Origin of the sequence: Mammaliicoccus sp. J-M40, from assembly GCF_022386395.1 — a bacterium.
Taxonomy (GTDB): Bacteria; Bacillota; Bacilli; order Staphylococcales; family Staphylococcaceae; genus Mammaliicoccus; species Mammaliicoccus lentus.
The window spans coordinates 416,982-440,962 of sequence record NZ_JAJNIQ010000001.1 but is presented as its reverse complement, the minus strand read 5'-3'; the positions used below and the strand labels follow the sequence as shown (position 1 = coordinate 440,962).

Here is a 23,981-nt window from a genome sequence, read left to right as displayed (position 1 = left end):
TTTGGAGAGCAACTTAACTCATAAGGCGATTCATTTTTACTATTCAGTTTTGATATTAATCACAAGATGTACATTTTATTTAATTGAATCATTAATATGAGTCAAGTGCACAATCATTTTATGCAAATTCAATTATTTAATCATAGAATAAAAAATTATTTCAAGTTCTGTTCAATAAGAAATGGAACTAATTGTAATTTGCACCAAATTAGTATTCCACCTTATTTTTGTATGTAAATACTATTTTTATAAAAATCTATGTTTTATTTATTTAAATTCACAAAAATGTAAAAAACTTTTGTTTTGAAAATGTAATTTTATTTTTGTTGAAGACTAATTATAAATCTTTGTTTTGTTTGAAGTATGGCCGGTGTTCGTGTAAGTTTAAAATATTGAACATTTAAATTGAAAGAGTTGAATATCATGCCACAAATATATTTTGATGCTGCTACTAAAGGTAATCCTGGAGAAAGTACTTGTGCTTCTGTCATCATTATTGATAATGAAAGATATCACTTTACGGAGTACATCGGATCATTAGATAACCATAGTGCTGAATGGGTAGCTTTTATAAAGTCTTTAGAGAAAGCTCATGAATTAGATGTAAAGACAGCATTAGTGTATACAGATTCTAAGTTAATCGAAGATAGTTTAAATAAGAGATTTACTAAAAACGCTTTGTTTAAACCGTATTTTGAAGCTTTTAAAAAATTAGAAACAAAATTTGATTTAGTATTCGTAAAGTGGATACCACGTGCCAAGAATAAAGAAGCGAACCAACTTGCTCAAACTGCTTTAAGAAAGCATTTGAAAAAATCTAAATAAATTAAAAAACGAGTCTGGGAGATAAGTAAATGTCTCAGACTCGTTTTTTTACATTGATCGTATTAGTTGTTATTAAGGTAATTTCTAAATCATAATTTACTTTGGATTTTCTGCCTTATTAATCCAATAAGAAGTATTCTAGTTGGATTATTGCCTTAGTTAATCCAATAAAACGTGGTCTACTTAGATTTTCTACCTCATTAATCCAATAAAACGTGACCTAGTTGGATTTTCTACCTTATTAATCCAATAAAACGTGGTCTATTTGGATTATCGCCTTAGTTAATCCAACAAAGCGTGGTTTAGTTGGATTTTCTACCTCATTAATCCAATAAAACGTGGTCTATTTGGATTATCGCCTTAGTTAATCCAATAAAATGTGGTTTAGTTGGATTTTCTACCTCATTAATCCAATAAAACGTGGTCTACCTGGATTTTCTGCCTTATTAATCCAATAAAACGTGGTCTACCTGGATTTTCTACCTCATTAATCCAATAAAAGCCGCTCTACTTGGATTATCGCCTTAGTTAATCCAATAAAAAGGATCTAGTTGGATTATCGTCTTAGTTAATCCAATAAAACGTGGTCTACCTGGATTTTCTACCTCATTAATCCAATATCAACACTTGCTTCTTAATTAATCCCACCCCGGCAAGGATGACTAGGATTGGAAAAAGCTTGATATAAGCGCATTTTCAATCCAATCTGCTACTGCCGTTATAATTAAAGAGGCTGAGACATGTATTTATGTCCCAGCCTCGTCTGTTATTATGAAAAGTTACTCATCAAGTATTTACTTGAAACGAATAATTCATGTTCATTACAAATAGTAATTGAATTTTCTATATGATGATTGTATTCCATTTTTGCCAATAATTCTTCTGTTTCAAGTGGTACATTTGTATGAATTGCTGCTAAACGTTTAGACATTTCTAAGTCAGCTTGATAAGTTGTAATTTTATTTTGTTGGCCTGGTGTTAATGTTTCTAGATTAGCCATAACATTTTCTACAGATTGATGTTCTTGTATTAATTTAATAGCAGTTTTCTCGCCTATTCCTTTAACACCTGGATAACCATCTGCTGTATCACCCATAAATGCTTTTACATCTACTAATTGCGATGGCTCTAAACCGTATTCTTCTCTAAATCTGTTTAAATCATATTTATTATATAGGTTAAATCCTTTTTTAGTTAACCATACATGTACATCAGTATCTATACATTGTAATAAATCTCTGTCACCGCTCACGATATACGTTTCATGTCCCTTTGCTTGTGCTTTTTTACTAATAGTACCAATTACATCATCTGCTTCGTAATTAGTAATACCTAAGTTACAGAAACCTAATTTTGAAGCTATATCTTTAGCTTTATCAAATTGAGGTACCATTTCTTCTGGTGGTGCAACACGATTTGATTTGTATGCTTCAAACATATCATTTCTAAATGTTTTTGAACCCATATCCCAACATATTGCCACATGGGTAGGTTTTATGTCGTTAACAGCTGTAAATGCGTGTCTTACAAATCCTTGAATTGCATTTGTTGGTGTACCAGCTGAATCTCTCATAAATTGTTTGTGTACACTCGTCGCATAAAAGTGTCTAAATAATAAAGCCATTCCATCTATTAATAAAATTCTATTTGCCATTTATTTCGCCTCTATATTTCTTTTAAGATTTTTTCAATTCTTTCTATTAAATCATTATTAATATTAATAGATAAGTAAGAATCGATAAGTTTATTTGTTTCTATATTGTATTCTTCAATGTATTGTTCTGCTTGTTCATCATAACCGTTTAAATTTTGTTTAATTTCATCATCAAAAGTTACTATTGGAGAATCAATTAATTCCATTGTATCATTTAGAATCCTTTTTTGAATCTCTTTAGCTTTAGATGTTTTTAATAGATCTTTTTTAGATATTGTTCGAACAGTTTTATCAGCTAAATCATTTAAATGGATACTGATTGCATGAACTGAAACTTTATTTTCAAAGTCGTGCTTGAATTTAGAAATTAAAATTGATGCTTCATTTAATTCTACTATTGTAGGTGTTAATAATTCATCAAAAGTTTTATTATAAAAATTCTTCAGTCTTTCAGTAATTAATGAACTTTCCAAACTTAACTTTTGGTTAATATCATCTATATATTGTTTCGTGCTCGTTTGTAATGAAGTTTTGAAATCATTTGTAACGGTTGAAGTATTAAAATGTTTTTTCACGATATCATTTAACTGAATCATGAGTCTATCTTTTAAATAATATAGTTGGTCATCTATTTCTTTATCTAATTGATGATGTGACTTCACGACAATTTGATTGTTAAAGTTTGTTTGATTTTTATATTTAAGTAAAGTATCTTTTCTTTTTTCGAATTGATCTTTATCTTGTCTATACGTAGTAACCATTTGTTCTAGTTCATTTTCTAATTGATTAATTCTAGATTCTACTTGTGACTGTAGAACTTGTTTACTTTCAACTTTTACAAAATGATCAAGCGCGTTCATAAATTTTGTGAAGTATTCGTCATATTCTTTAATAGCATTTTTACTTGAGACTGGGTAACACTCAGGTTTAATATTTAATGCATCTAACGATGATTCTACATATGAAATAACAGCTTCTTTATCTTCTTCGGATTCAGCTAAGTCAATCGCGTTTATTACGAATTTTAAACCTTGAGATTGCTGCAAATTATTCATGTCGCGCATATATGATAGAAATTCTCCATCTTTATCTGTAAATGCATGATTATAGTAGCTGACATAAATGATAAGGTCACTAGATGCAATGATTTGTTCAGTTTCTCTTGTATGACGTTGGTTGTTTGAGTTCAAACCTGGAGAGTCTATTATAACTTTATCTTTTAACCAATCCTCTTCTAATCTTAAATGAATCTTATGAACAAATGCAGCGTGTGTATCATTAGCTGTTAATTTTTCAAGTTCTTCTAGTTCAAATTGTACAGGTTTATTATTATTTAAGGCTTCTACGTATTCATAAAAGTTTGTTTCTATCGCCTCAAAAAATGCTAAGTGATTACTTGATAAGGATGGATGACTTTTAATGTTCTTGTCTTTAATAAATGATTCTATCGATTCATATGATTGATTAGCGAATTCCGTAATATGATTTATTTCTTCTAATAACTGATTATATGTCTTAAACAACACTTCTTGTGTATTACCATAGCTAATTTCTGTAATACTAGCTGTAGTTGGATTTGGTGAACTTAATAGTATCGGCCGTTTTAAGATAGCATTGATTAAACTACTTTTACCAGCACTAAATGTACCGAAAACAGCAATTTTTGTTATGTTTTCATCCATTCGCTCTATTTGATTTTTAATGTTTGTTACTTCACTTTGATATATCGGTAAATCAGATAAAGTTTGAACTTTTTCTTTCAATAATGCCATGTTACTTTCTTTGTGTTCAATTATGTTCTCAGATGTCTTTTTAACTTTTGCTTCGTTGTTGTTAATGTTTAAGTCTTCTATTTTTACATATGTACGATCAATCAATTTATCTATAGATTCATCTAAGTGTATATAATAATGCTGGAAATTATTTGTTACGAGCGAAGTTAATAATTCGTTATATTCTATATATTCTTCATATAAGCTTAGTTGATCCGTATTTTCATTTGATTTTACTTTTACTTCACTATTTTGAACGATTTCATCTATTATACTATTCGTTTCATTTCGAATTTGTCTTGTGATGATATCCGTAATACCTTTTGTATATATTAAGACATAGTCATTAGTAATGTTCGGTTGTTCTTGTACATGTTCAGCTAAAGCTTCTTTAGAAATTGTATATTTTTGATTAATTATTTTTTCAAACAGATTTGAGTCATTAATATATTTATTTAAATTTTCTAATGACTTAATCCATACTTTAGTTATTTCATCATGAATTTTTAAATCTAATTGTTCTTTAACTAAATCTAATTTTTCATTTTGTATGGCTTCTTTTTTCTTTTCTTTATTAAATAAGCCTTTAACCTTATATTCCTTCGCTGTTGTTTCTAAATATTTTCTAATTGTTTCTCTCATTTCATAAGGCATTAAATAAGCATTATCTAATATTTCTTTTCTCGTGTCTTTTAAGTTTTGTCTGAATTCATCTTTATTTTGTATAAGTGAATGCTCATTTTGTACGTTGTACTTTTCTTTGTAAGCTTTGTAATCTTCATCAAAAGTTTCTTCAGTAGAATCGATTTCAGATAGAATGTCTTCCATATTATTCTTAATATATTCTAGTTGATCGTTTTTAATATAATTTGTCACGCGTTCAATAAAATGTTGATGTTCTGTTCTATTTTTATCTAATTCGTGAATAAAATGATTAAACTTTTCTTTCTCGTTATATTTTGTTTCAAATTTAGAAACATAAAATACTTCTTCTACGTTTAAATTCCAATCTTTTAGTGCTTTATTCACACGATTTTTATAAATTTCAAATGAAATTTCTTCATCATCATGTTTGTCAATTTGATTTACGACTAGAATGACTGGTATATCAAGTTTGTTTAATGACTTTATAAAGTTAAAATTCATGTCTGATTGAACATGATTATAATCGACAGTATAAAATACGTAATTTGATGTTAATAAATATTGAAAAGCACTTTCTCTATGATTATCACTCATTGAGTCTACGCCCGGTGTATCTTGGAAAGTAAATCCTTTATTAAATTTATCAGACGTAAATTCAATTTCTATCGACTCTACTTCCCTATCCTCAGTATTTAACTTCTTTACGTCTTCTTGTTCTTGTACGACTGTATATTGATTATCATTTAAATTTACCGAAATGCTATTTTGATTAGATGCTATTAATTGTGCAGTGTTACTTGTCGTCGGTACTGGTGAACTCGGTAAAATAATCTGTCCAATGACATTGTTTATTAATGTTGATTTACCTGCAGAAAAGTGGCCGACAAAACTTACAGTATATTGTTTGTTATAAACTTTTTTTATCATTTCATTAATTTGCTTAATCAATGAAATGTTCGAAGATTTTTCGATTTCTTTTTTCAATTTATATAATAAGTCTAATGATTCTTGATTGCTTTTCATTATTAATCCCCTTTAAATAAGCGCAAATAATTTTGATAATGTGATTTAAATCACATATTTTTCTCAATCTCTACTCTATTATAAGTAATGAAGAGAATATAAGAAAGGATGAATCATATGACAAGGCAAAATAATCAAACGATTAAAGAAGCTGAACACCATTCACATGACGATTTAGACTTAAGTGGAACATTGTATTCAGTTTTTACAATAGGAGGTATTTTTGCAGTATTATGGGTAATTTGTTTCATTTTATATCTTGTAAGAATTTAAGGGGGGATTTACGTGCATAAGTATGAAAAAATCTGGCTGACAACTGGAATCAGTTCCTTAATTCTATTTTTAGCGATATTAATCATTACGGCGTTACATAACGGACACACGCCAGCAGCATCAGGCAGAGAATACATTAACCCTGATAGAGTTGATGAAATTGAACCATTTAATAAACCAGGTTTGCACAAAGTTAGCGGGAAAGACTATGACTATGAACTTGTATTCGTAGCTTCAGCATTTAGCTATCAACCAGCAAAGGTTGAAATACCGAAAGGATCTAAAGTAAAAATCATTGCTACAAGCAAAGATACGTTACATGGCTTTAGTTTACCAGGTACGAACGTAAACATGATGTTAGAACCTGGACATATAAGTCAGTATGAAAAAAAGTTTGACGAAAAACGTGAATACCTCATTTTATGTAATGAATATTGTGGTATTGGACATGCCGATATGAAGTCGATGATAAAGGTTGTGGATAAGAAATGATAGAACGTTTAAGCAAAAAAGATAGTAAACTTGTTATGGCACATATGTACGTAGCAATTTGTTGTTTAATCCTAGGGGGACTCGCAGGTTTACTACAAACTTTTGTTAGATCAGGTTTATTACAACTACCTAAATCAATTTCATACTATCAAATACTTACTGTACACGGTATTGTATTAGCGTTAGTATTAACGACTTTCTTTATTATTGGATTTCAATATTCAGCAGTAGCGAAGACGGCAGGAAATCTGTCACCACTACAAAGAAAGTTAGGTTGGATTGGATTTTGGGTAATGGTTGTAGGTACAGCAATGGCTGCAACTATGGTCCTTTTAAATAAGGCAACTGTTTTATATACATTTTATGCACCTTTGAAAGCACACGTTATATTTTATGTTGGAATGGCTTTAGTCGTAGTTGGTAGTTGGATTTCTGTAAGCGGACAAATTTTAAAATATGCAGAATTTAAGAAAAAGAATCCTGGTAAGAAATCACCATTATTAAGTTATATGGTTACGATTAACGATGTAATGTGGATTGTCTGCTCTTTAGGGGTAGCATCAACAGTTCTTTTCCAACTTATACCTTGGTCTTTAGGTTTAGTTGAAAGAGTCGACGTCTCATTAAGTAGAACACTCTTCTGGTATTTTGGACATGCACTTGTTTACTTTTGGCTTTTGCCTGCTTATATGTGTTGGTATGCTATTGTTCCAAAAATTATTGGTGCAAAAGCTTTCTCTGACAATTTAGCTAGAATGTCATTCATGTTATTCTTATTCTTCAGTATTCCAGTTGGGATTCATCATCAATTAGTTGAACCAGGTATTGATGATATATGGAAATACTTCCAAGTTATTTTAACATTCATGGTTGTCGTACCATCATTTATGACAGCGTTTAGCCTTTTTGCAACTTTTGAAAATTATGGGCGTTCATTAGGATATAAAGGTTTATTCGGTTGGTTTAAATCTCTACCATGGAATGATGCAAGATTTGTATTACCGTTTTTAGGAATGCTAGCGTTTATACCAGGTGGTGCTGGTGGTTTAGTAAACGCTTCGGCACAAATGAATGGATTAATTCATAATACAATTTGGGTTACTGGACACTTCCATTTAACAGTTGCTTCAGCAGTAATACTAACGTTCTTTGGTATGATGTATTGGTTAATACCACATTGTACAGGTAGAAAATTAACTAAGTTTACAAATAAATTAGCGATTATTCAAGGTTATACATGGGCAATTGGGATGACGGTTATGAGTGGCGCAATGCATTATATCGGTTTAGTTAAAGGGGCACCTAGAAGATCTGCATTTTCAACATACGGTGGATCTAAACAAGCAGCTGAATGGGTTCCATATCAAATACTGCAAGCAGTTGGCGGAACGATACTATTTATATCAATTATCTTAGTAGTAATGGTATTTATACATTTAGTTTTCCTTTCACCTAAAGGAGACGAAGAATACCCAGTAGCTGAAGCTTTAGATCAAGACGCACCAGTTATTAAATTCGCAGAGAATTGGAGATTCTTAATCATTGTTACAGTATTATTAATCTTAATCGCTTATACCTTCCCTATCGGACAAATGTTTACCGACCCACCACCAGGAGCAAAAGGAATGGGCGAAGGTAAACTTTGGTAATATTATAATTAGAACAGGAGCGGGACAGTTATGATGTTCCTTCCTGACAACAAAATAAATCATAGCATCTCATTTCACTGATTTACTCAGTTATAAATGAGATGCTATTTTAAGTTAAGACGCATGTTCCATACTATTTTTGTAAGGAGAGAAAAATGAACGAACGAGATTATAAATTATATATCCAGTCTTTAGAAGGAAGAGTTATACTCAATAACGACCATCGTAAAGATTTATTATTTATGCAATCAGGAAATGATGGTGAAAAATATTTCAAAGCATTATTAGATGCAACTGGCAATGTATGTTATTTTAGAAATTTAGAAATAGGAAATAATAATCATACACAAATAGATTTTCTAGTAATTTCTCAAAATAAATTAATCATATTTGAAATAAAAAACTTTAGCGGAGAATGGTATTTTGAAGAAAATTTTATGAAAAGTAAATTAGGTGCACAAATTCAATCCCCTTTTATACAAATGAAAAAAATTGAGCACGAATTAAGATATTTATGTAATAAGCTTGATATTAATGTAAATATTGAATCATATGTCGTATTTACAAACTCCGGCTTTATTTTAAGGAACCATTTACAATTACCTTATCACAATTTTATACTACCCCATCAGTTAAATAGCCTATATAAAATTATTCCCATAAAAAGTCCTAATAATGATTTTTTGATTTTAAATAAAATTAAACAACACGAAAAAACACATTCAAAATATTATCAACGAGAAAACTTTGTCGAATTTAATACCATTGAAAAAGGAATAAGGTGTCCAGTCTGTAAAAAATTAAACACTATCATTGTTAAAGATTTACAAAAATATAATTATTGTACTTATTGTGAGACGGATGTATTAAATAAAGAAATTTTGATAAATAATTTAAGAGAATTATATTGTCTAAAAAGAGCTCCATTTACAATTAAAGAAGCTATAGATTGGTGCAGTCCATTCAAAGAGAGAACAGTTAGAAGAATTTGTACTAAGTATTTTTTGCCAGAACAAAAAAGAAATATAAAATTTAGCTATAATATGAACCATGAATTTCATAAAGATAACAAATAGTATGAATTTTGGGCAGTATCATATTGGCTAACGAGCTTGTTTAATGTAACTTGCACGTTAGCCAGTGATTTTACAATATGTTATTGACACGTTTGATGAGAAGTGTCAACAAGGGTACTGTTATTGACACGTTTGATGAGAAGTGTCAACAAGACTATCGTTATTGACACGTTTAGTGAGAAGTGTCAATAACTACCCCACCTACTACAAAAAATAGACAAATCAGCACGCATCTTCGCGTTTGATTTGTCTATAACAATAATATTTATTTTCTTTTACCCCAATATTGATAATAAGTACATTCAATATAACCGTTAAAGAGTTTTCTTCGTTTTGTTGCTTTACGACCTATTAAATGTTCGAATTCTTTATAGCTTGTTAACATATAAAGTGAAACTTGATTGTTTTTATTTATAATTTCGCCTAAATGTTTATACATAGCTTCTACTTCGTTTCGCTCACCTATACGCTCTCCATATGGAGGGTTACCAATTATAGATACTGGACCTTCTGGTACTGAAACATCGTGAACGTCTTGTACTTTAAATTTGATAACGTCTCCTAAACCTACTTCATCAGCGTTGGCTTTAGCTATTTCTACCATTTTAGGATCTATATCACTTGCCACAAGATTAATTTCTTTATCATAGTCAGCAGCTTCATCAGCTTCTTGTCTTAATTGTTCAAATAAACCTTCTGGTATAATATCCCAATCTTCACTTGCAAAACTTCGATTAAATCCTGGTGCTATATTTTGGGCGATTAAACAAGCTTCTATAGCAATTGTTCCAGAACCACAGAATGGATCGATAAATGGTGTTTCACCTTTCCAATTAGTTAAGCGAACAAGTGCTGCTGCTAATGTTTCTTTCATTGGTGCTTCACCTTGTGCTAATCTATAGCCTCTTTTATGCAATCCTGAACCAGAAGTATCAATAGTAAGGAATGCTTCATCTTTCAACATTGAAACTTCTACTTGATACTTACTACCTGTTTCATCAATCCAACCTTTTATGTTATATACATGTTTAAGTCTTTCAACAATTGCTTTTTTAACAATTGCTTGGCAGTCAGAAACACTGAAGAGTTTAGATTTTACACTTTTACCTTGAACAGGGAACATACCTTTAGCTCCGATAACACTTTCCCATGGTAATGATTTTGTCTTTTCAAAAAGTTCATCAAAAGTGGTAGCATGAAAGCGTCCGACTACGATTTTGACTCTGTCAGCTGTTCGTAACCATAAGTTTGCTTTCACTATTGCAGTTTCGTCACCTTCAAATAATACGCGACCGTTTTCTACTGTTGTTTCATAGCCAAGTTCTTGAACTTCTTTAGCAACAATTGATTCTAATCCCATTGGACTAGTAGCGAGTAATTGATACATGTATATACTCCTTTATATTAAATTTAATATTATTTCCAAATAAAAAGCTCTCCTACGTGGGAGAGCGACACTAGTAAGTGATAAATCTGTAAGCCATGTTCTGTCCTTTAGTACTTCAAACGTGTACTAGTTACACTCGTACGCCAGTGATAATCATCTGTCTGTATGTTTAACATACCTTCTTATTCCGTTCATTTCCGTCAAAGAAGTGCTCCTACCAATTTTGGATTGCTCACTCGAGGGGTTTACCGCGTTCCACCTTCTACATTTCTGTAGAAGCTACGTCACTGTGGCACTTTCAAACTACACTAACCATATTTAAAATAAACTTAGGTTATTTCGTTGCCGTCAATAATTGCCCTGGCTTATTGTTTCACCAAGCACGAACACTACATTCATCTCAGAATGTGTGAGCATGGACTTTCCTCTACTTTACGTAGCGATTACCCGAAATATCACTCAAAGAAGAATTATATCATAAAATATGATTAATAACTATCTTTTATTCACCAAATACAGCTTTTTCAAGATTTGAAATTCTCTTTAAAATATCTACATTATTAGAGCTGTATTGTTGAGAGCCTTGTGGTCTACCTGAGGCAACTCTAATCCTTAATTGTTCGATTTCTTTATTTAATTTACTATTTTCTTCAGTTAATTTAATGACTTCATTATTTAAGTCTGCCATTTTTTGATAATCAGAAATAATGTCATCTAAAAATGCATCGACTTCTTCAGTCTTGAAACCTCTTAGACCTCTTTCAAATTCTTTCTCGTAAATATCTTTAGCAGATAACTTCAAAGTTACATCAGCCATTTTTACACCTCATTTAATAAGATTCATTTCCATTATTATAATTAAATTCCATAAAATCCTGTAAATCCATGAATGTTATAACATTATAAGTATAATTTGTCTTTTCCGCAAAATCAACTAACTTAGTCTTAAAGTACTTTGGTGAAGCTTCTTGTTCGTCGTCATAAAATAAAATGGTCTTGTCAGTATTATCTAAAATGAAATCATTAGCTTGTTGAAATTGAAACGCACCTTGATATTCACTTTGATGTATAGCGTTGACGTAGTCAGCATTCATGACGATGTTTTGATACTTTTGCTGGTTTGTTTCATTCCATTTATTAAAATGATTTAGAAAAGGAGTCAAAACTGCAAGCTTTAAATCTGGGTATTTATTTTTTAAATCAATCGTAACTTCAGCGGACCATAATTCAAAACCAAGCTGTCCTGAAATAATAACCCATTCAAGCCCCTCTTCTATTTCATTTTCTATCAATTCTTTAATATAAGCTTTAATGACTTTTACTTCTGGTTGGTCATCTTTAAAAATATTTAACTCAAAAGGCTTATACCCTGTAAAATAAATAGAACTCATGACAAATCACCTAAATGTGTTTGTATATATTTTAAATCATGTTGAACAGCTTTATGTTTTTCTAGAAATAGTTTTTTACTTGTACGTTTATAATGGCATTCTACTGATAATTCTTTATAGTTATCTATTAATAATTCGAACTTTTGTTCATTCATATATTGTAATTGTAATATTGTATTTTTATGTTGTATAAATTGTTCTAGACATTCATCGACATATTCAACAAAAGGTACAACATCTTTATAGAAATCATATTCATGATCATTTTTAGCGTTACTAAAAATTTCTTGCATTTCAGTAAGTTTATTTAAAAGTGTTTCAATCATTTTTATCCCTACTATCAATCAGTTTGTAATTTATAATACCTCACGATAAAATGATAACATAACTAGGTATGTTCTAGAATATATATGTTTCATAAAAAACTTTTGTAACTTATAATGAAATAAGGTATAATATGTAGAGTTTTTATGAAGTAAAGCTAGGTGATGTATTTGAATTATCCAAATGGTAAAAAAGTTTCAAAAAATACTTCTAAAGTCTCACGGCAAACCCAGACAAATTATAGTAAAATACAATATGGTAAACGTGGGATGAATTTAGAAGAGGAAATTGATAAATCTAATCAATTTTATAGATTAGAAGAAATCGCAGTTATTCATAAAAAACCGACACCAGTGCAAATTGTTGATGTAGATTATCCGAAGAGACAAAAAGCTGTTATTAAGGAAGCTTATTTTAGAAAGCCTTCTACTACAGATTATAATGGTATTTACCAAGGATATTATATTGACTTTGAAGCCAAAGAAACTAAAAACAAAACGAGTTTCCCTTTAAATAACATTCATGATCATCAAGTTTCTCACATGAACCAAATTTTAAAACAAAAAGGCATATGTTTTTTATTGATAAAATTCAGCTACCATGATAGCGTATTTTTATTGCCTTTTAGGAAATTCATGGTATATTGGGACAGATATAAATCAGGAGGCAAAAAATCAATCACTAAACAAGAAATCGAAAGAGATGGTTATTTAATTCCTTACCAATATAGACCTAGAATAGACTACATAAAAATAGTTGATCAATTGATAAAAATAGAAAGTGAGGCGCTCAAATGAGTAAATCAAAAGCTTCTAATAGTAAAAATAACAAAGAACAACCTAAGAAGAAGAGGAATATCAAAAGAACTATAATCAAGGTATTTGGTATCCTTGTTCTAGCATTTTTGGCAATGGTCATAGTAGGTGTTCTATTATTTGCATACTATGCTTGGAAAGCTCCTGCTTTCAATGAAAGTGCTTTGAAAGACCAATTACCAACTAAGATTTACGATAAGAACGACAACCTCGTAACAACCTTATACATGGGACAAAAACGTGAACACGTAAAATTTGATGATGTTCCTGACAAAATGAAAGATGCAGTATTAGCAACAGAAGATAATCGATTTTATGAACATGGTGCTTTAGACTACAAACGTTTATCTGGAGCTGTTATGAAAAACTTTACAGGCGGATTTGGCTCACAAGGTGCTTCAACATTAACACAACAAGTTGTTAAACGCTCATTCTTAACAGATAAGAAATCAGTAGAGAGAAAAGCACAAGAAGCTTATCTTTCATACAGATTAGAACAAGAATACTCTAAAGATGAAATCTTTGAAATGTATTTAAATAAAATCTACTATTCAGATGGTATTTACGGTTCTCAAACAGCTGCTAAATATTATTTTGATAAGAAGCTAAAAGATCTTAATTTAGCCGAAACTGCTTATTTAGCTGGTTTACCTCAAGTACCTAACCAATATAATATATATGATAATCCTGAAGGTGCTGAAAAGCGTAAAGATACTGTACTCTATTTAATGGAAAGACATGGTAGAATTTCTAAGAAAGAAATGAAAGAAGCACAAGATACACCAATAGATAAAAACTTAATCAAACGTACTGTAGAAGAAAGAAACGATGCAATGACTGAAACACCAGACAATGAATATGCATCATATGTTAACTACGTTAAACAAGAACTTAAAGAAAACAAAGCATTCAAGAAACAGTCATTAAACGATATTATGACAAGCGGACTTAAGATTTACACAAATATGGACAAAGATGTACAAAAAACATTACAAGATTCAATCGACAATGGTACATTCTATAAAAACGATGACCAAATTGCTGGTTCTTCAATAGTAGATACGAAGACTGGTAAACTTGTAGGTATTAGTGGTGGTAAGAATTATAAAGATGTTGTAGATAGAAACCAAGCAACAGATGCCCACCCTACTGGTTCATCATTAAAACCATTACTTGCTTATGGTCCAGCTATTGAAAATATGCAGTATGCTACAAACCATAAGTTCCAAGATGAAAATGAATATAATATTAACGGTAGCATATTTAAGAACTATGATGGTAAAGGACATGGCTCAGTAACAATGGCTGATGCACTTGCAAGATCTTATAACATACCAGCATTAAAAGCTTGGCAAGAAACAAACCAAAACGCTGGTGAGAAAGCTGTTAGAGACTTCGCATCTAAAGTAAACTTAAATTATAAAGATACAATCGGTCCATCAGAAGTACTTGGTGGTTCACAATCTGAATTCTCCACTACTCAATTAGCATCAGCATTTGCTTCTATGGGTAACGGCGGAACATACAACGAAGCTAAATCAATAAGAAAAGTTGTAACACAAGATGATGAAACAATTAAGTTCTCTAAAGAAAGCCATAAAGCTATGGAAGATTACACTGCTTATATGTTAACTGAAATGCTTAAAGGAACATTCGATCCTTATGGTTCAGCTTACGGAATGGGTATTAGCGGACTTAACGTAGCTGCTAAGACAGGTACAGGTACTTATGGTGACGAAGTTTACACTGAATATAACTTACCTGAAAATGCAGCTAAAGACGTTTGGATTACTGGTTATACACCACAGTACACAATGTCAGTATGGATGGGCTTCACTAAAGTTAAAGAATACGGTGAAAACTCATTCTTAGGACATGACGAACAAGTAAAACCACAAACGTTATTCAAAGATGTAATGAGTCAAATTTCAAGTTACGATGGCACTGACTTTGAAAAACCAGATTCAGTATCAGGTAGCGGCAAGAGCTTAAGTGTTGCTGGTAATGAGGATAATCAAACAACAACTAGTTCATCACCAGACACTGGCAACGAACAAGAAAACAATGACAGTTACAATTTCTCAAACAACAATAACAACGTAAATACAAATGAACCACAAACAACACAAAGAAACTCAACACAGAATTCAACACAATCTAATACATCTCCACAACAAGCACGTAATGAAGATGTAACAACGGAACAACCTACAACTGAAGAATCCTCTGACTCCGACTCTGATGGTGATGAAGATGATTCCTCAAGTGATAGTTCCACTAATAGCTCATCCAGCTCTAGTTCAGCAGAACAAGCTGCAGAACAAGCAAAAGATGAAAATTAAAGAAAAATGGTAGCTCATATGAGCTACCATTTTTTTGTTTGATACAAAATAGTGTTGTTTAGGGCGCGGTTGTTGTCATTTCTTATCAAACGTGACAATAATAAATGTAAAATCACCTGCTCTAACTTGCAAGTCCATTCAAACAAGCTCTTTAGCCCCCATAAATATAAATTCCTCGTCCAATAAAAAGGTCTTTTCATTAGAATAATTTATCTAATGAAAAGACCTTTTATTTTTGTGAGTTTCGTATTCTTTTTAGTTGCAATTGATATCTCGCATTCATCTTAATCAATTCATCTTTAAGTGTCACCATTTGTCTATATCCCATAAAGTGATAGATTCGCTGATTAATATATTGATATCTTTCTGAAAAGTTCATAGGTACTACTGGATATTGTTCTATATTACCTATATCAAACTCTTCTATTTCATTGATTTGTTTAAAATAGTCCATAATCAGTTTGTAATATTGATCTAGAAGTTGTCGCGCTTTATCAGTTTTTAATTGCTTTTGCTTTACTAACGGTTCTATTTGTTCTTCTAGTTCTATAAAGTCATTTTTATCTATCATGCGCCATCAACCTTTACTAATCCTGCTCTTAATCGTTTTTGCCCTTCTCTACAATCATCTAATAAAGGACATACTTCACATTTTGGTTTACGACTTACACAATGGTATCTTCCGAAGAATATAAGTTGATGATGACTTTTCGTCCAACGTTCTCTAGGGATAATGCTACATAGTCTATCTTCTACTTGTCGAACATTATCTTTAATTCTACATATTCCTAATCGTTTTGAAACACGTTCTACATGTGTATCCACTGCTAGTGATGGTTCTCCAAAAGCAACACTCATGACTACGTTAGCTGTTTTTCTACCTACTCCAGCTAATGATTCTAGTTCTTTATGTGTTTGTGGAACGATACCATCATAGTTATCTAATAATGATTGGCATAGTTTCTGTATGTTTTTAGCTTTATTGCGGTATAAACCTATCGATCTAATATCATCTTGTAATTCTTCTAAACTTACATTTAAATAATCTTCAGGTGTTTTGTACTTTTCAAATAAAGATTTTGTAACTTTATTGACTAAGACGTCTGTACATTGGGCAGATAGTAATACTGCAATTGTAAGTTCGAAAGGATTATCATGTCTAAGTTCGCATTCAGCATCAGGAAACATCCCGTCAATTACATCAACCATTTCTAATGCTTTCTTTTTACTTATCATAAGGATTCTCCCCATTCACCCAATCAAAAGTTGGGATTAAATTAACATTATGTTTTACTTTTTTACTTTGATTAAATTTTTCACTTTCTTGTTTAGAAGAAGAAACTGTTGTGATATTTTTCTTTTTCCAATTTAATAAAATTCTATCTATATATTTAAAACTCAATTTTTCTAAACTGTGTGCTTCGTTTAGAGCACTCATAATCAGCTCGTTAGAATGTTTGTCACTATCAATCCAGTGATTGAGTGTTTGTACTTCTAGAGGTGTTAAAGGTCTACCAAAAGTAGATTCAAATTCTTGGAACAAATTTTTGAATTGAATATTTAATTTTTCATTTTCATTTTCTTGAGTACTTTCGTTTAAAACTAAAGCAAGTTGTTCATACAATGGTTCGAATGATATAAACTCATTATATTTATGCTGTTCGTCTTTTTCGATTTTAATATCTATACATTTCAGCAAAGATAATTGGTTAACTATGTGACTAACTTCTTGTATAGATAAACTCGTTCCTTGTTGAACTTCTTCTAAAGGTGGTTGTAGACCACTGTTATTTTCTTTATCCAATAGTTTAATTAAAATAACAAATTGTTTTTCATTTAAACCTAAATCTGCATAATGATTAAATAAAGATCTTTGTATTACAACCGGTTTTTCTTTTAACATTTGGCTCGTGTACATGTTTATTTCACCTACTTTGTAATAGAAGAGTCTGAGACATAAATAAATGTCCCAGACTCATTCATTATATTAGCCATAACTGACAGGATTGATAATACGCTCATATCAAGCTTTTCAAATCTAGTTATCCTGTCGAGGTGGGGTTTAAATGAGATTTCTGTCCCACTTCCTATGGATATAAGCGATTTAATAATCTTGGGAATGGTGATGTTTCTCTTACATGTTCTACGCCACTTAACCAAGCTACTGTTCTTTCAAGGCCTAATCCAAAACCACTATGAGGAACACTACCGTATTTTCTTAAGTCAGTGTAGTATTCGTAAGCTTCTGGATCAAAACCGTATTCTTTAATACGTTGATTTAATAATTCTAAATCATTAATTCTTTCTGAACCACCAATAATCTCACCATATCCCTCGGGTGCAATTAAGTCAGCACATAATACTGTATCAGGGTTTTCTGGATTTGGTTCCATATAGAATGGTTTAATTTTAGTTGGGTAGTTCACGATGAATACTGGTTTATCGTAGTGGTTAGCGATAGCCGTTTCATGTGGCGCTCCAAAGTCGTCTCCCCATTCAATATCAGTAAAGCCTTCCTCAATTAAGAACTCAACTGCTTCGTCGTAAGTAATACGAGGGAAAGGCGTTGTAACTTGTTCTAATTTAGAAGTATCTCTTTCTAATAGTTCTAATTCTAATTGACAGTTTTTAAGTACAGATTTAATTATGTGATGTACATAGTTTTCTTGTACTTCTAAACTTTGATCGTGGTTCATGAAAGCCACTTCGCCTTCGATCATCCAGAATTCAATTAGATGACGTCTAGTTTTTGATTTTTCTGCTCTGAAAGTTGGTCCGAAACTGAATACTCTTCCGTGTGCCATTGCAGCAGCTTCTAAGTATAACTGGCCACTTTGTGATAAGAATGCATCTTCATCAAAGTATTTAGTATGGAATAACTCACTCGTACCTTCTGGTGCAGTTCCCGTTAATATAGGTGGATCTATTTTTGTAAATCCATTGTCATTAAAGAATTCATATGTCGCACGAATAATTTCGTTTCTAATTTTCATAACAGCATGTTGACGTTTAGAACGTAACCATAAATGTCTGTGGTCCATCAAGAATTCTGTACCATGATTTTTTGGTGTGATCGGATAATCATGTGATTCTGAAATAACTTCAATATCACTTACTTGTATTTCATATCCAAATTTAGAACGGTCATCTTCTGTAATTGTTCCTGTGATATATACAGACGACTCTTGGTTTATAGATTTTGCAGTTTGGAATACTTCTTCCGAAACTTCAGCTTTAACTACAACACCTTGCATAAAGCCTGTCCCGTCTCTTAATTGTAAAAACGCTATTTTACCACTTGATCGCTTGTTAGCAATCCAAGCACCGATTGTCACTTCTTGATTGACATAATCTTTAGCTTGTTTAATCGTTATGTTCATTATTATTTCTCCTATTCAAATAAATTACCTATTGTTATTTTATCAAATAATACATGGAACTGCTATCTGTTTGAATATTTTCTTAGCTTATCTGTAAATTTATTTATGTCGCCTTCTATAACAGGTATTTCTCCTAAAGCATTAATGAAAAATTTACTATAAGTACTATCTAAAATTCTTCTGTCAAAGCACACAAGTAAGCCTTGATCATGTTTGTTACGAATTAATCTGCCAATACCTTGTCTGAATTTTGTTACTGCATCAGGCAAAACAAAATCTTTAAAAGGATTTTCAAATTCATCTTTCATCAGATGATATCTTGGGTCGTCTTGATGTATAAACGGTAATTTTGTCATCATGACACATTTTATTCCGGCTGATTGATAATCGAAGCCTTCAAAGAATGACAAAGTACCTAACAATATCGTTTTATCAAACTGATTAAATTGTTGTACTAATTTATAGACGTGCGAATGTTGTTGCTGCATTAAAATGACATAATCACTAAACATTTCTAGTTCTTCCATATATCGATAAGCTTGATACAACATTGAATAATTGGTAAATAAAACTAAACATTTTTGATTGGTTTCAGTTACAAAAGCTGATAAATAATGCACGATTGTTTCAATGTATTCATCTTGGTCTTGGTATTGATATTGTGGCATGTTTTCTGGAACGAAACATGATGCTTGATTTTTTAAATCGTATATATCATTTAGGAAATAGCTTTTAAATGCTATATCATCTGGAAACATTGATTTAAACGAGTTAAATGATTCATTAACTGTTAAAGTCCCTGAAATAAATATATTACTATTAAACTGTTCTATGAATACTTCATTTAATAAATCTTTCACTTCTTCTTTTTTTACAAATAAAGAAAGTGTTGATTTCTGGGATAATTTTTTTATAGAAACAAACGGCACTTGCCCTGCTTTTATCATATTATAAATTTTAGTATATTGATGATAAATATAAATAAGCTCTTTTCTAAATGCTTTTATATGAGCATGTGTATAAGATTTGAATCTTGATAATATTTGATTTATTGTACTAATTTGCTTCTTGAAAATTTCGGAAATCTCATCAATTTCTAAATCATAAAAGTAATGGATTTGATTGTCATATTGTTGCTGATTATGATGTTTTTCGTTAATTTGATCCATTAAATTATCAAATAAATTTTCATTTTGTTCATGCAATAAATCTATATCTCGTTTTAGTTGATAAATATCAATCGGTTCAATTGGATATTGTTCTATAACTCTTCTGTTTTCTAACTTATCCAACCTCTTAAATAATTTCTCTTGTTCATTTTTACCTAATAAACCAAGGTGATATTTAATGTGTTGATAGCTTAATACATCAGTTACTTGATTTAAAGCGTAGTCTTGTATTCTGTGCGCTTCATCTACAATTATGTGTTTGAATAATTGGTATACAGTGTCTTCTGTACTATGTTGAAGTAAGTGTGCATGATTAGTTATCCCTATTTCTACATGATTCGCACTTTCCTTAACAAATTGATAGTAATGTATATCATTTTTAAAAGGTACATAAGTAGTTCTTTTTTGTTCGAAAAATACTTTTTGTCCACCTTTTAAGTGCAATTGTTCGATGTCCCCGGTTTCAGTTTCAAGTATCCATACTAAAAGCTGCATTTTAAGAATGGTAGCTTCATAATTATCAGTGTCATCTTGTAAAATATTCAAAATTAAACCTAAAGATATATAATGATCTTTACTTTTAATAATCATAGCTTTCAAATCAAGATTGAGCACATCTAATACTTTGTTAAATTCTTGTTCTAATAGTTGATTTTGTAATAATTTAGTATGCGTCGAAACGAGAATATGTTCGCCAGTTTCTAAATAATATAATAAAGATGCAAGAACGAAACTCATAGATTTGCCACTACCTAGTGGCGCTTCAATCAACGCATTTTCATTATGCAGTAACGAATCAAATAACTGTTGAACAAGTTGATATTGTTCTTTACGATAATCAAATCCGAACTTTTCTAAAATTCTTTCATACGCTTCATCAATAGAAATCGTATCTTTACTACTAGATTTCTTTATAGGTTTTTGCTTTAAATAATATATATTTTGATATTTTTTAAAATTATGCAGTGATTCTTCTTTACCTTGAGAAGTTCTTACGATTTCGAAAAGCACGTCACTTAAGTTATATTTTAAAGATTTCGATAAATAATATAATTGTTTAATTGTGTCTATCGGTAATGATTCTATTTTTTTAATAGCTTTAATAAATAATAAGGCTGTTGCTTTCGCATCTTCATCTGCACTATGTGCTTGATTTAAATCTACTTCTAAAGATTGGCTTAATTCACTTAATTGATAACTTTCTTCTTGTGGGAAAGCAATTTTAAATAACTCCATCGTGTCTATCGCTAATTTTGGTTCAAATTCAATTTGATGTTTTTCAAAGTGAGATTTTAAGAAATTTAAATCAAATAAAACATTATGCGCAACAAATACACAATCTTTTAGCTGTGCGTAAAGGGATTTGCTAACTTCTTCAAAATAAGGTGCTTCAAATAAGTCTTGTTCTGTTATGTTCGTTAAAGCTTGTATAAAAGATGGGATTTCTAAATCTGTTTTTACATATGTATGATATGTATCCACGACTTTGAAACCTTCTACAAAAGTTATACCAATTTGTATAATCTCGTCATATTGTATTTGATTACCAGTTGTTTCTAAATCTACAACCGCGTATCTTTGTGCCATATTATCTCTCCTATATTTCGATATCTGCACTCATAAATTGATAAAGTTCACCATCTTGAGATATCACTGTTAAAAACCCATTATCTTGGATATCAATTGCTCGCCCTTTTATTCTTTTCTTGCATTCAGTATATGTCAGCTCACGATTCCAAATCATACTTTTACTTTTATATACCTCTTTTATATCGGTAAATTCCCCATTTAAAAATTGTTCATATTTATCTTCGATGGAAAGTAATAAGTTCTCTAAAAATTGATATGGCTCAATATGACTTTCTTTTTCAATATGTAAACTTGTTGCACGATCCTGCTTTGCCTTTTTAAAATCTTCTTCGGTTTGATTTAAATTTAAGCCTATTCCACATATAATTGCATTTACGCCATCAGTATCAGCTATCATTTCTGTTAAAAATCCACATGCTTTTTTTTCATTGATATATATATCATTCGGCCATTTGATTTTACTTGGCAACTGGTAATGCTCTTCGATAACTTCTTGAATTGCTAGACTAATAAATAAATTAAATGTCGACATTTTTTGAATTGGTATGTCTGGTCGTAATACGACTGACATCCATAATCCTTTGCCTTTTAATGATGACCATGGTCGATTGAAACGACCTCTTCCTTTCGTCTGCTCATCGCTCAATACTATGAAAGAACCATCATCTTTATTGAGTATCGACTTAGCTAAGATTTGAGTAGAATCAACTTGTGGTTCTACGTATGCTTTATTTAATATTTTGTTATTTTGAATATCTATATTAACAATATCTTCTTGCCAGTTATCAGGAAGTTGATTGAGCTTATAACCTTTATTAGATATAGATTCTATTTCATATCCGTCATTACGTAATTGATCCATCACTTTTTTTACCGTTACTCTTGAACAGTCTAAAGCTTCAGCTATATGTTGACCAGATAAATATTCATTTTGTTTGTATAAATAACGAATTATTTCATGCTTATATTTCGACATGTTCTCTCATCCATTCTATTAATTCATACCGTTTATTGTTCACTTTATTTAATACAACAGCCTCTTCCAGCTGGTTTAAAGCATGTTTAATCCACGGTCCACCAGTTTTATTAAATTCGGTCATTAATATTTGGCCATTAATATTTAATTCCGATTTATTGTATATAGGTAGTTTACCATATATTTCATCTATTAATATGTTATTCATAATAACTGGTTGATATTCAATATTTAAAATTTCATGATATTCTTTAATAAGATTTAAAATATTTTTGACTTGAACATCTCCATATTTATAAATGATTAAAGTTAATTGTTGTTTGCTAATATTCTTTTTGGAAAATGATTTAAGTAACTCTACATAAGCTATGATTTGTTTTCGTTCTAAATTACTAATTTTGAGTGTATTTAGTGAAGTTGTGTCGACTTTATAAATGAAACATAAGGCTCCAATCCATAAGTCAAAGTCTGCGTCAGTAGGCATAAAAATTTCATCATTCTTAATTTGTTCAAAAAATGGTATATGTTGAAAAATTGATAAATAATCAATTGTTTTCTTTGATTCTTTTATATAACTGCCAGAGATAAGCTTTTTTAACTCTACTATTATGCGTTCTATTGAAATGTTACTTAATAAATGAACAGTGTCTTTCATAGCATTTTGAGTGTCGATTTCAATATCAAAACCAGTTTGTGCTTGAAAACGAATACCTCTCATTATGCGTAATGCATCTTCATTCATTCTATCTAATGGTGTACCTACAGCTTTAATAATGTGATTTTCGATATCTTCTTTACCGTTAAAATAGTCATGTATACCATAATTTTTATCCATGGCTAAAGCGTTCATTGTAAAATCACGTCTAGCAACATCTTCGTATAAATCCGTTACAAATTGAACTGATGTCGGTCTACGATGATCTACATAATCTCCATCTTTTCTAAAAGTTGTAACTTCAAATTGTTGTTCATTACTTATAACCATAATCGTTCCATGTTCTTTACCGATTGGTAGTGTTTTGTCAAAAATAGACTCTACTTCATCTGGTAAGGCACTCGTCGTTATATCAACATCTGAAATTGCTTTATTCATTAAAAAATCACGTACAGACCCTCCAACAAAAAAAGCTTTATGGCCATAATTCTCAAGTTGTTCGATTATCCATTTAGACTGTTCGAAAATTTTTGTGTCATTCAT

General features: G+C 30.7%; 20 protein-coding genes and 1 other RNA gene. 7 read left to right on the top strand and 14 right to left on the bottom strand.

What is annotated here, in order from left to right:
* Positions 1-423 precede the first annotated feature (423 nt).
* On the top strand, positions 424-825 hold the full coding sequence (locus tag LQ688_RS02345) for a ribonuclease HI family protein (protein ID WP_064205410.1): 402 nt from the start codon (positions 424-426) through the stop codon (positions 823-825).
* Positions 826-1,594: 769 nt separating this feature from the next.
* Here the strand turns inward: LQ688_RS02345 and LQ688_RS02340 are convergent.
* Positions 1,595-2,479, bottom strand: a complete 885-nt coding sequence (locus LQ688_RS02340; protein ID WP_064205416.1) for a 5'-3' exonuclease — start codon at positions 2,477-2,479, stop codon at positions 1,595-1,597.
* 11 nt (positions 2,480-2,490) lie between these two features.
* The gene (locus LQ688_RS02335; RefSeq protein WP_239724590.1) at positions 2,491-5,919 is read right to left on the bottom strand and encodes a dynamin family protein; all 3,429 of its coding nucleotides are present in this window, start codon (positions 5,917-5,919) and stop codon (positions 2,491-2,493) included.
* 117 nt (positions 5,920-6,036) lie between these two features.
* Here LQ688_RS02335 and LQ688_RS02330 point away from each other — a divergent pair, with 117 nt between their 5' ends.
* The 4 genes from LQ688_RS02330 to LQ688_RS02315 all read left to right on the top strand — a co-directional run bounded on the left by LQ688_RS02330 (position 6,037) and on the right by LQ688_RS02315 (position 9,409).
* Positions 6,037-6,192: a hypothetical protein gene (locus LQ688_RS02330; protein ID WP_167751224.1), complete on the top strand. Its 156-nt coding sequence runs from the start codon at positions 6,037-6,039 to the stop codon at positions 6,190-6,192.
* Between the two features lie 12 nt (positions 6,193-6,204).
* Positions 6,205-6,684, top strand: a complete 480-nt coding sequence (locus LQ688_RS02325; RefSeq protein WP_239703842.1) for a cytochrome c oxidase subunit II — start codon at positions 6,205-6,207, stop codon at positions 6,682-6,684.
* Entirely contained in the window at positions 6,681-8,333 is a 1,653-nt protein-coding gene (locus tag LQ688_RS02320; RefSeq protein WP_135031035.1) for a b(o/a)3-type cytochrome-c oxidase subunit 1, read from the top strand. Before LQ688_RS02325 ends, LQ688_RS02320 begins: the two co-directional genes overlap by 4 nt.
* Positions 8,334-8,488: 155 nt before the next feature.
* A complete protein-coding gene (locus tag LQ688_RS02315) occupies positions 8,489-9,409 on the top strand; it encodes a nuclease-related domain-containing protein (protein WP_239752583.1) in 921 nt (306 codons plus the stop codon).
* A gap of 265 nt (positions 9,410-9,674) precedes the next feature.
* Here the strand turns inward: LQ688_RS02315 and LQ688_RS02310 are convergent, their stop codons facing one another.
* From LQ688_RS02310 to LQ688_RS02290, 5 genes are all read right to left on the bottom strand, one after another.
* Positions 9,675-10,796, bottom strand: a complete 1,122-nt coding sequence (locus tag LQ688_RS02310) for a THUMP domain-containing class I SAM-dependent RNA methyltransferase (protein ID WP_070045591.1) — start codon at positions 10,794-10,796, stop codon at positions 9,675-9,677.
* A gap of 84 nt (positions 10,797-10,880) precedes the next feature.
* An RNA gene (rnpB, locus tag LQ688_RS02305) (RNase P RNA component class B) lies at positions 10,881-11,251 on the bottom strand.
* A gap of 47 nt (positions 11,252-11,298) precedes the next feature.
* Positions 11,299-11,613 carry a cell division regulator GpsB gene (gene gpsB, locus LQ688_RS02300; protein ID WP_017000954.1) on the bottom strand — a complete coding sequence of 105 codons (315 nt, stop codon included), beginning with the start codon at positions 11,611-11,613 and terminating at the stop codon, positions 11,299-11,301.
* A 13-nt stretch (positions 11,614-11,626) separates the two neighbouring features.
* Positions 11,627-12,187, bottom strand: coding sequence for an SLOG family protein (locus LQ688_RS02295; protein WP_103269585.1), 561 nt, complete (start codon positions 12,185-12,187; stop codon positions 11,627-11,629).
* Positions 12,184-12,513 (bottom strand): DUF1798 family protein, encoded by a 330-nt coding sequence (locus tag LQ688_RS02290; RefSeq protein ID WP_017000952.1) that lies wholly within the window; start codon positions 12,511-12,513, stop codon positions 12,184-12,186. Before LQ688_RS02290 ends, LQ688_RS02295 begins: the two co-directional genes overlap by 4 nt.
* 168 nt (positions 12,514-12,681) lie before the next feature.
* Between LQ688_RS02290 and recU the strand changes: the two genes are divergently transcribed.
* The gene (gene recU / locus LQ688_RS02285) at positions 12,682-13,308 is read left to right on the top strand and encodes a Holliday junction resolvase RecU (protein WP_017000951.1); all 627 of its coding nucleotides are present in this window, start codon (positions 12,682-12,684) and stop codon (positions 13,306-13,308) included.
* Positions 13,305-15,668 (top strand): transglycosylase domain-containing protein, encoded by a 2,364-nt coding sequence (locus LQ688_RS02280; RefSeq protein ID WP_017000950.1) that lies wholly within the window; start codon positions 13,305-13,307, stop codon positions 15,666-15,668. Before recU ends, LQ688_RS02280 begins: the two co-directional genes overlap by 4 nt.
* A gap of 229 nt (positions 15,669-15,897) precedes the next feature.
* Here LQ688_RS02280 and LQ688_RS02275 read toward each other — a convergent pair whose 3' ends face one another.
* The 7 genes from LQ688_RS02275 to LQ688_RS02245 all read right to left on the bottom strand — a co-directional run bounded on the left by LQ688_RS02275 (position 15,898) and on the right by LQ688_RS02245 (position 23,981).
* Complete coding sequence (locus LQ688_RS02275) at positions 15,898-16,239, bottom strand: YpoC family protein (RefSeq protein WP_239724593.1); 342 nt, start codon at positions 16,237-16,239, stop codon at positions 15,898-15,900.
* Positions 16,236-16,904: an endonuclease III gene (nth, locus tag LQ688_RS02270; RefSeq protein WP_016999965.1), complete on the bottom strand. Its 669-nt coding sequence runs from the start codon at positions 16,902-16,904 to the stop codon at positions 16,236-16,238. Before nth ends, LQ688_RS02275 begins: the two co-directional genes overlap by 4 nt.
* Complete coding sequence (locus LQ688_RS02265; protein ID WP_016999966.1) at positions 16,894-17,586, bottom strand: DnaD domain-containing protein; 693 nt, start codon at positions 17,584-17,586, stop codon at positions 16,894-16,896. Before LQ688_RS02265 ends, nth begins: the two co-directional genes overlap by 11 nt.
* 169 nt (positions 17,587-17,755) lie before the next feature.
* A complete protein-coding gene (asnS, locus tag LQ688_RS02260; RefSeq protein ID WP_239752582.1) occupies positions 17,756-19,048 on the bottom strand; it encodes an asparagine--tRNA ligase in 1,293 nt (430 codons plus the stop codon).
* A gap of 62 nt (positions 19,049-19,110) precedes the next feature.
* Complete coding sequence (locus tag LQ688_RS02255) at positions 19,111-21,804, bottom strand: helicase C-terminal domain-containing protein (protein ID WP_239724594.1); 2,694 nt, start codon at positions 21,802-21,804, stop codon at positions 19,111-19,113.
* A 10-nt stretch (positions 21,805-21,814) separates the two neighbouring features.
* The gene (locus LQ688_RS02250) at positions 21,815-22,783 is read right to left on the bottom strand and encodes a biotin--[acetyl-CoA-carboxylase] ligase (protein WP_239724595.1); all 969 of its coding nucleotides are present in this window, start codon (positions 22,781-22,783) and stop codon (positions 21,815-21,817) included.
* Positions 22,770-23,981, bottom strand: coding sequence for a CCA tRNA nucleotidyltransferase (locus LQ688_RS02245; protein WP_239724596.1), 1,212 nt, complete (start codon positions 23,979-23,981; stop codon positions 22,770-22,772). The genes LQ688_RS02250 and LQ688_RS02245 overlap by 14 nt, the downstream gene beginning before the upstream one ends.

What these genes read in the sequence shown, in the direction of transcription:
- LQ688_RS02255 (WP_239724594.1), bottom strand. Translation starts at nt 21,804, where the DNA reads ATGGCACAAAGATACGCGGTTGTAGATTTAGAAACAACTGGTAATCAA.
- LQ688_RS02315 (WP_239752583.1), top strand. Translation starts at nt 8,489, where the DNA reads ATGAACGAACGAGATTATAAATTATATATCCAGTCTTTAGAAGGAAGA.
- LQ688_RS02275 (WP_239724593.1), bottom strand. Translation starts at nt 16,239, where the DNA reads ATGATAGATAAAAATGACTTTATAGAACTAGAAGAACAAATAGAACCG.
- gpsB (WP_017000954.1), bottom strand. Translation starts at nt 11,613, where the DNA reads ATGGCTGATGTAACTTTGAAGTTATCTGCTAAAGATATTTACGAGAAA.
- LQ688_RS02290 (WP_017000952.1), bottom strand. Translation starts at nt 12,513, where the DNA reads ATGATTGAAACACTTTTAAATAAACTTACTGAAATGCAAGAAATTTTT.
- LQ688_RS02295 (WP_103269585.1), bottom strand. Translation starts at nt 12,187, where the DNA reads ATGAGTTCTATTTATTTTACAGGGTATAAGCCTTTTGAGTTAAATATT.
- LQ688_RS02250 (WP_239724595.1), bottom strand. Translation starts at nt 22,783, where the DNA reads ATGTCGAAATATAAGCATGAAATAATTCGTTATTTATACAAACAAAAT.
- LQ688_RS02320 (WP_135031035.1), top strand. Translation starts at nt 6,681, where the DNA reads ATGATAGAACGTTTAAGCAAAAAAGATAGTAAACTTGTTATGGCACAT.
- LQ688_RS02245 (WP_239724596.1), bottom strand. Translation starts at nt 23,981, where the DNA reads ATGAATGACACAAAAATTTTCGAACAGTCTAAATGGATAATCGAACAA.
- LQ688_RS02330 (WP_167751224.1), top strand. Translation starts at nt 6,037, where the DNA reads ATGACAAGGCAAAATAATCAAACGATTAAAGAAGCTGAACACCATTCA.
- asnS (WP_239752582.1), bottom strand. Translation starts at nt 19,048, where the DNA reads ATGAACATAACGATTAAACAAGCTAAAGATTATGTCAATCAAGAAGTG.
- LQ688_RS02340 (WP_064205416.1), bottom strand. Translation starts at nt 2,479, where the DNA reads ATGGCAAATAGAATTTTATTAATAGATGGAATGGCTTTATTATTTAGA.
- LQ688_RS02265 (WP_016999966.1), bottom strand. Translation starts at nt 17,586, where the DNA reads ATGTACACGAGCCAAATGTTAAAAGAAAAACCGGTTGTAATACAAAGA.
- LQ688_RS02310 (WP_070045591.1), bottom strand. Translation starts at nt 10,796, where the DNA reads ATGTATCAATTACTCGCTACTAGTCCAATGGGATTAGAATCAATTGTT.
- LQ688_RS02345 (WP_064205410.1), top strand. Translation starts at nt 424, where the DNA reads ATGCCACAAATATATTTTGATGCTGCTACTAAAGGTAATCCTGGAGAA.
- LQ688_RS02335 (WP_239724590.1), bottom strand. Translation starts at nt 5,919, where the DNA reads ATGAAAAGCAATCAAGAATCATTAGACTTATTATATAAATTGAAAAAA.
- nth (WP_016999965.1), bottom strand. Translation starts at nt 16,904, where the DNA reads ATGATAAGTAAAAAGAAAGCATTAGAAATGGTTGATGTAATTGACGGG.
- LQ688_RS02280 (WP_017000950.1), top strand. Translation starts at nt 13,305, where the DNA reads ATGAGTAAATCAAAAGCTTCTAATAGTAAAAATAACAAAGAACAACCT.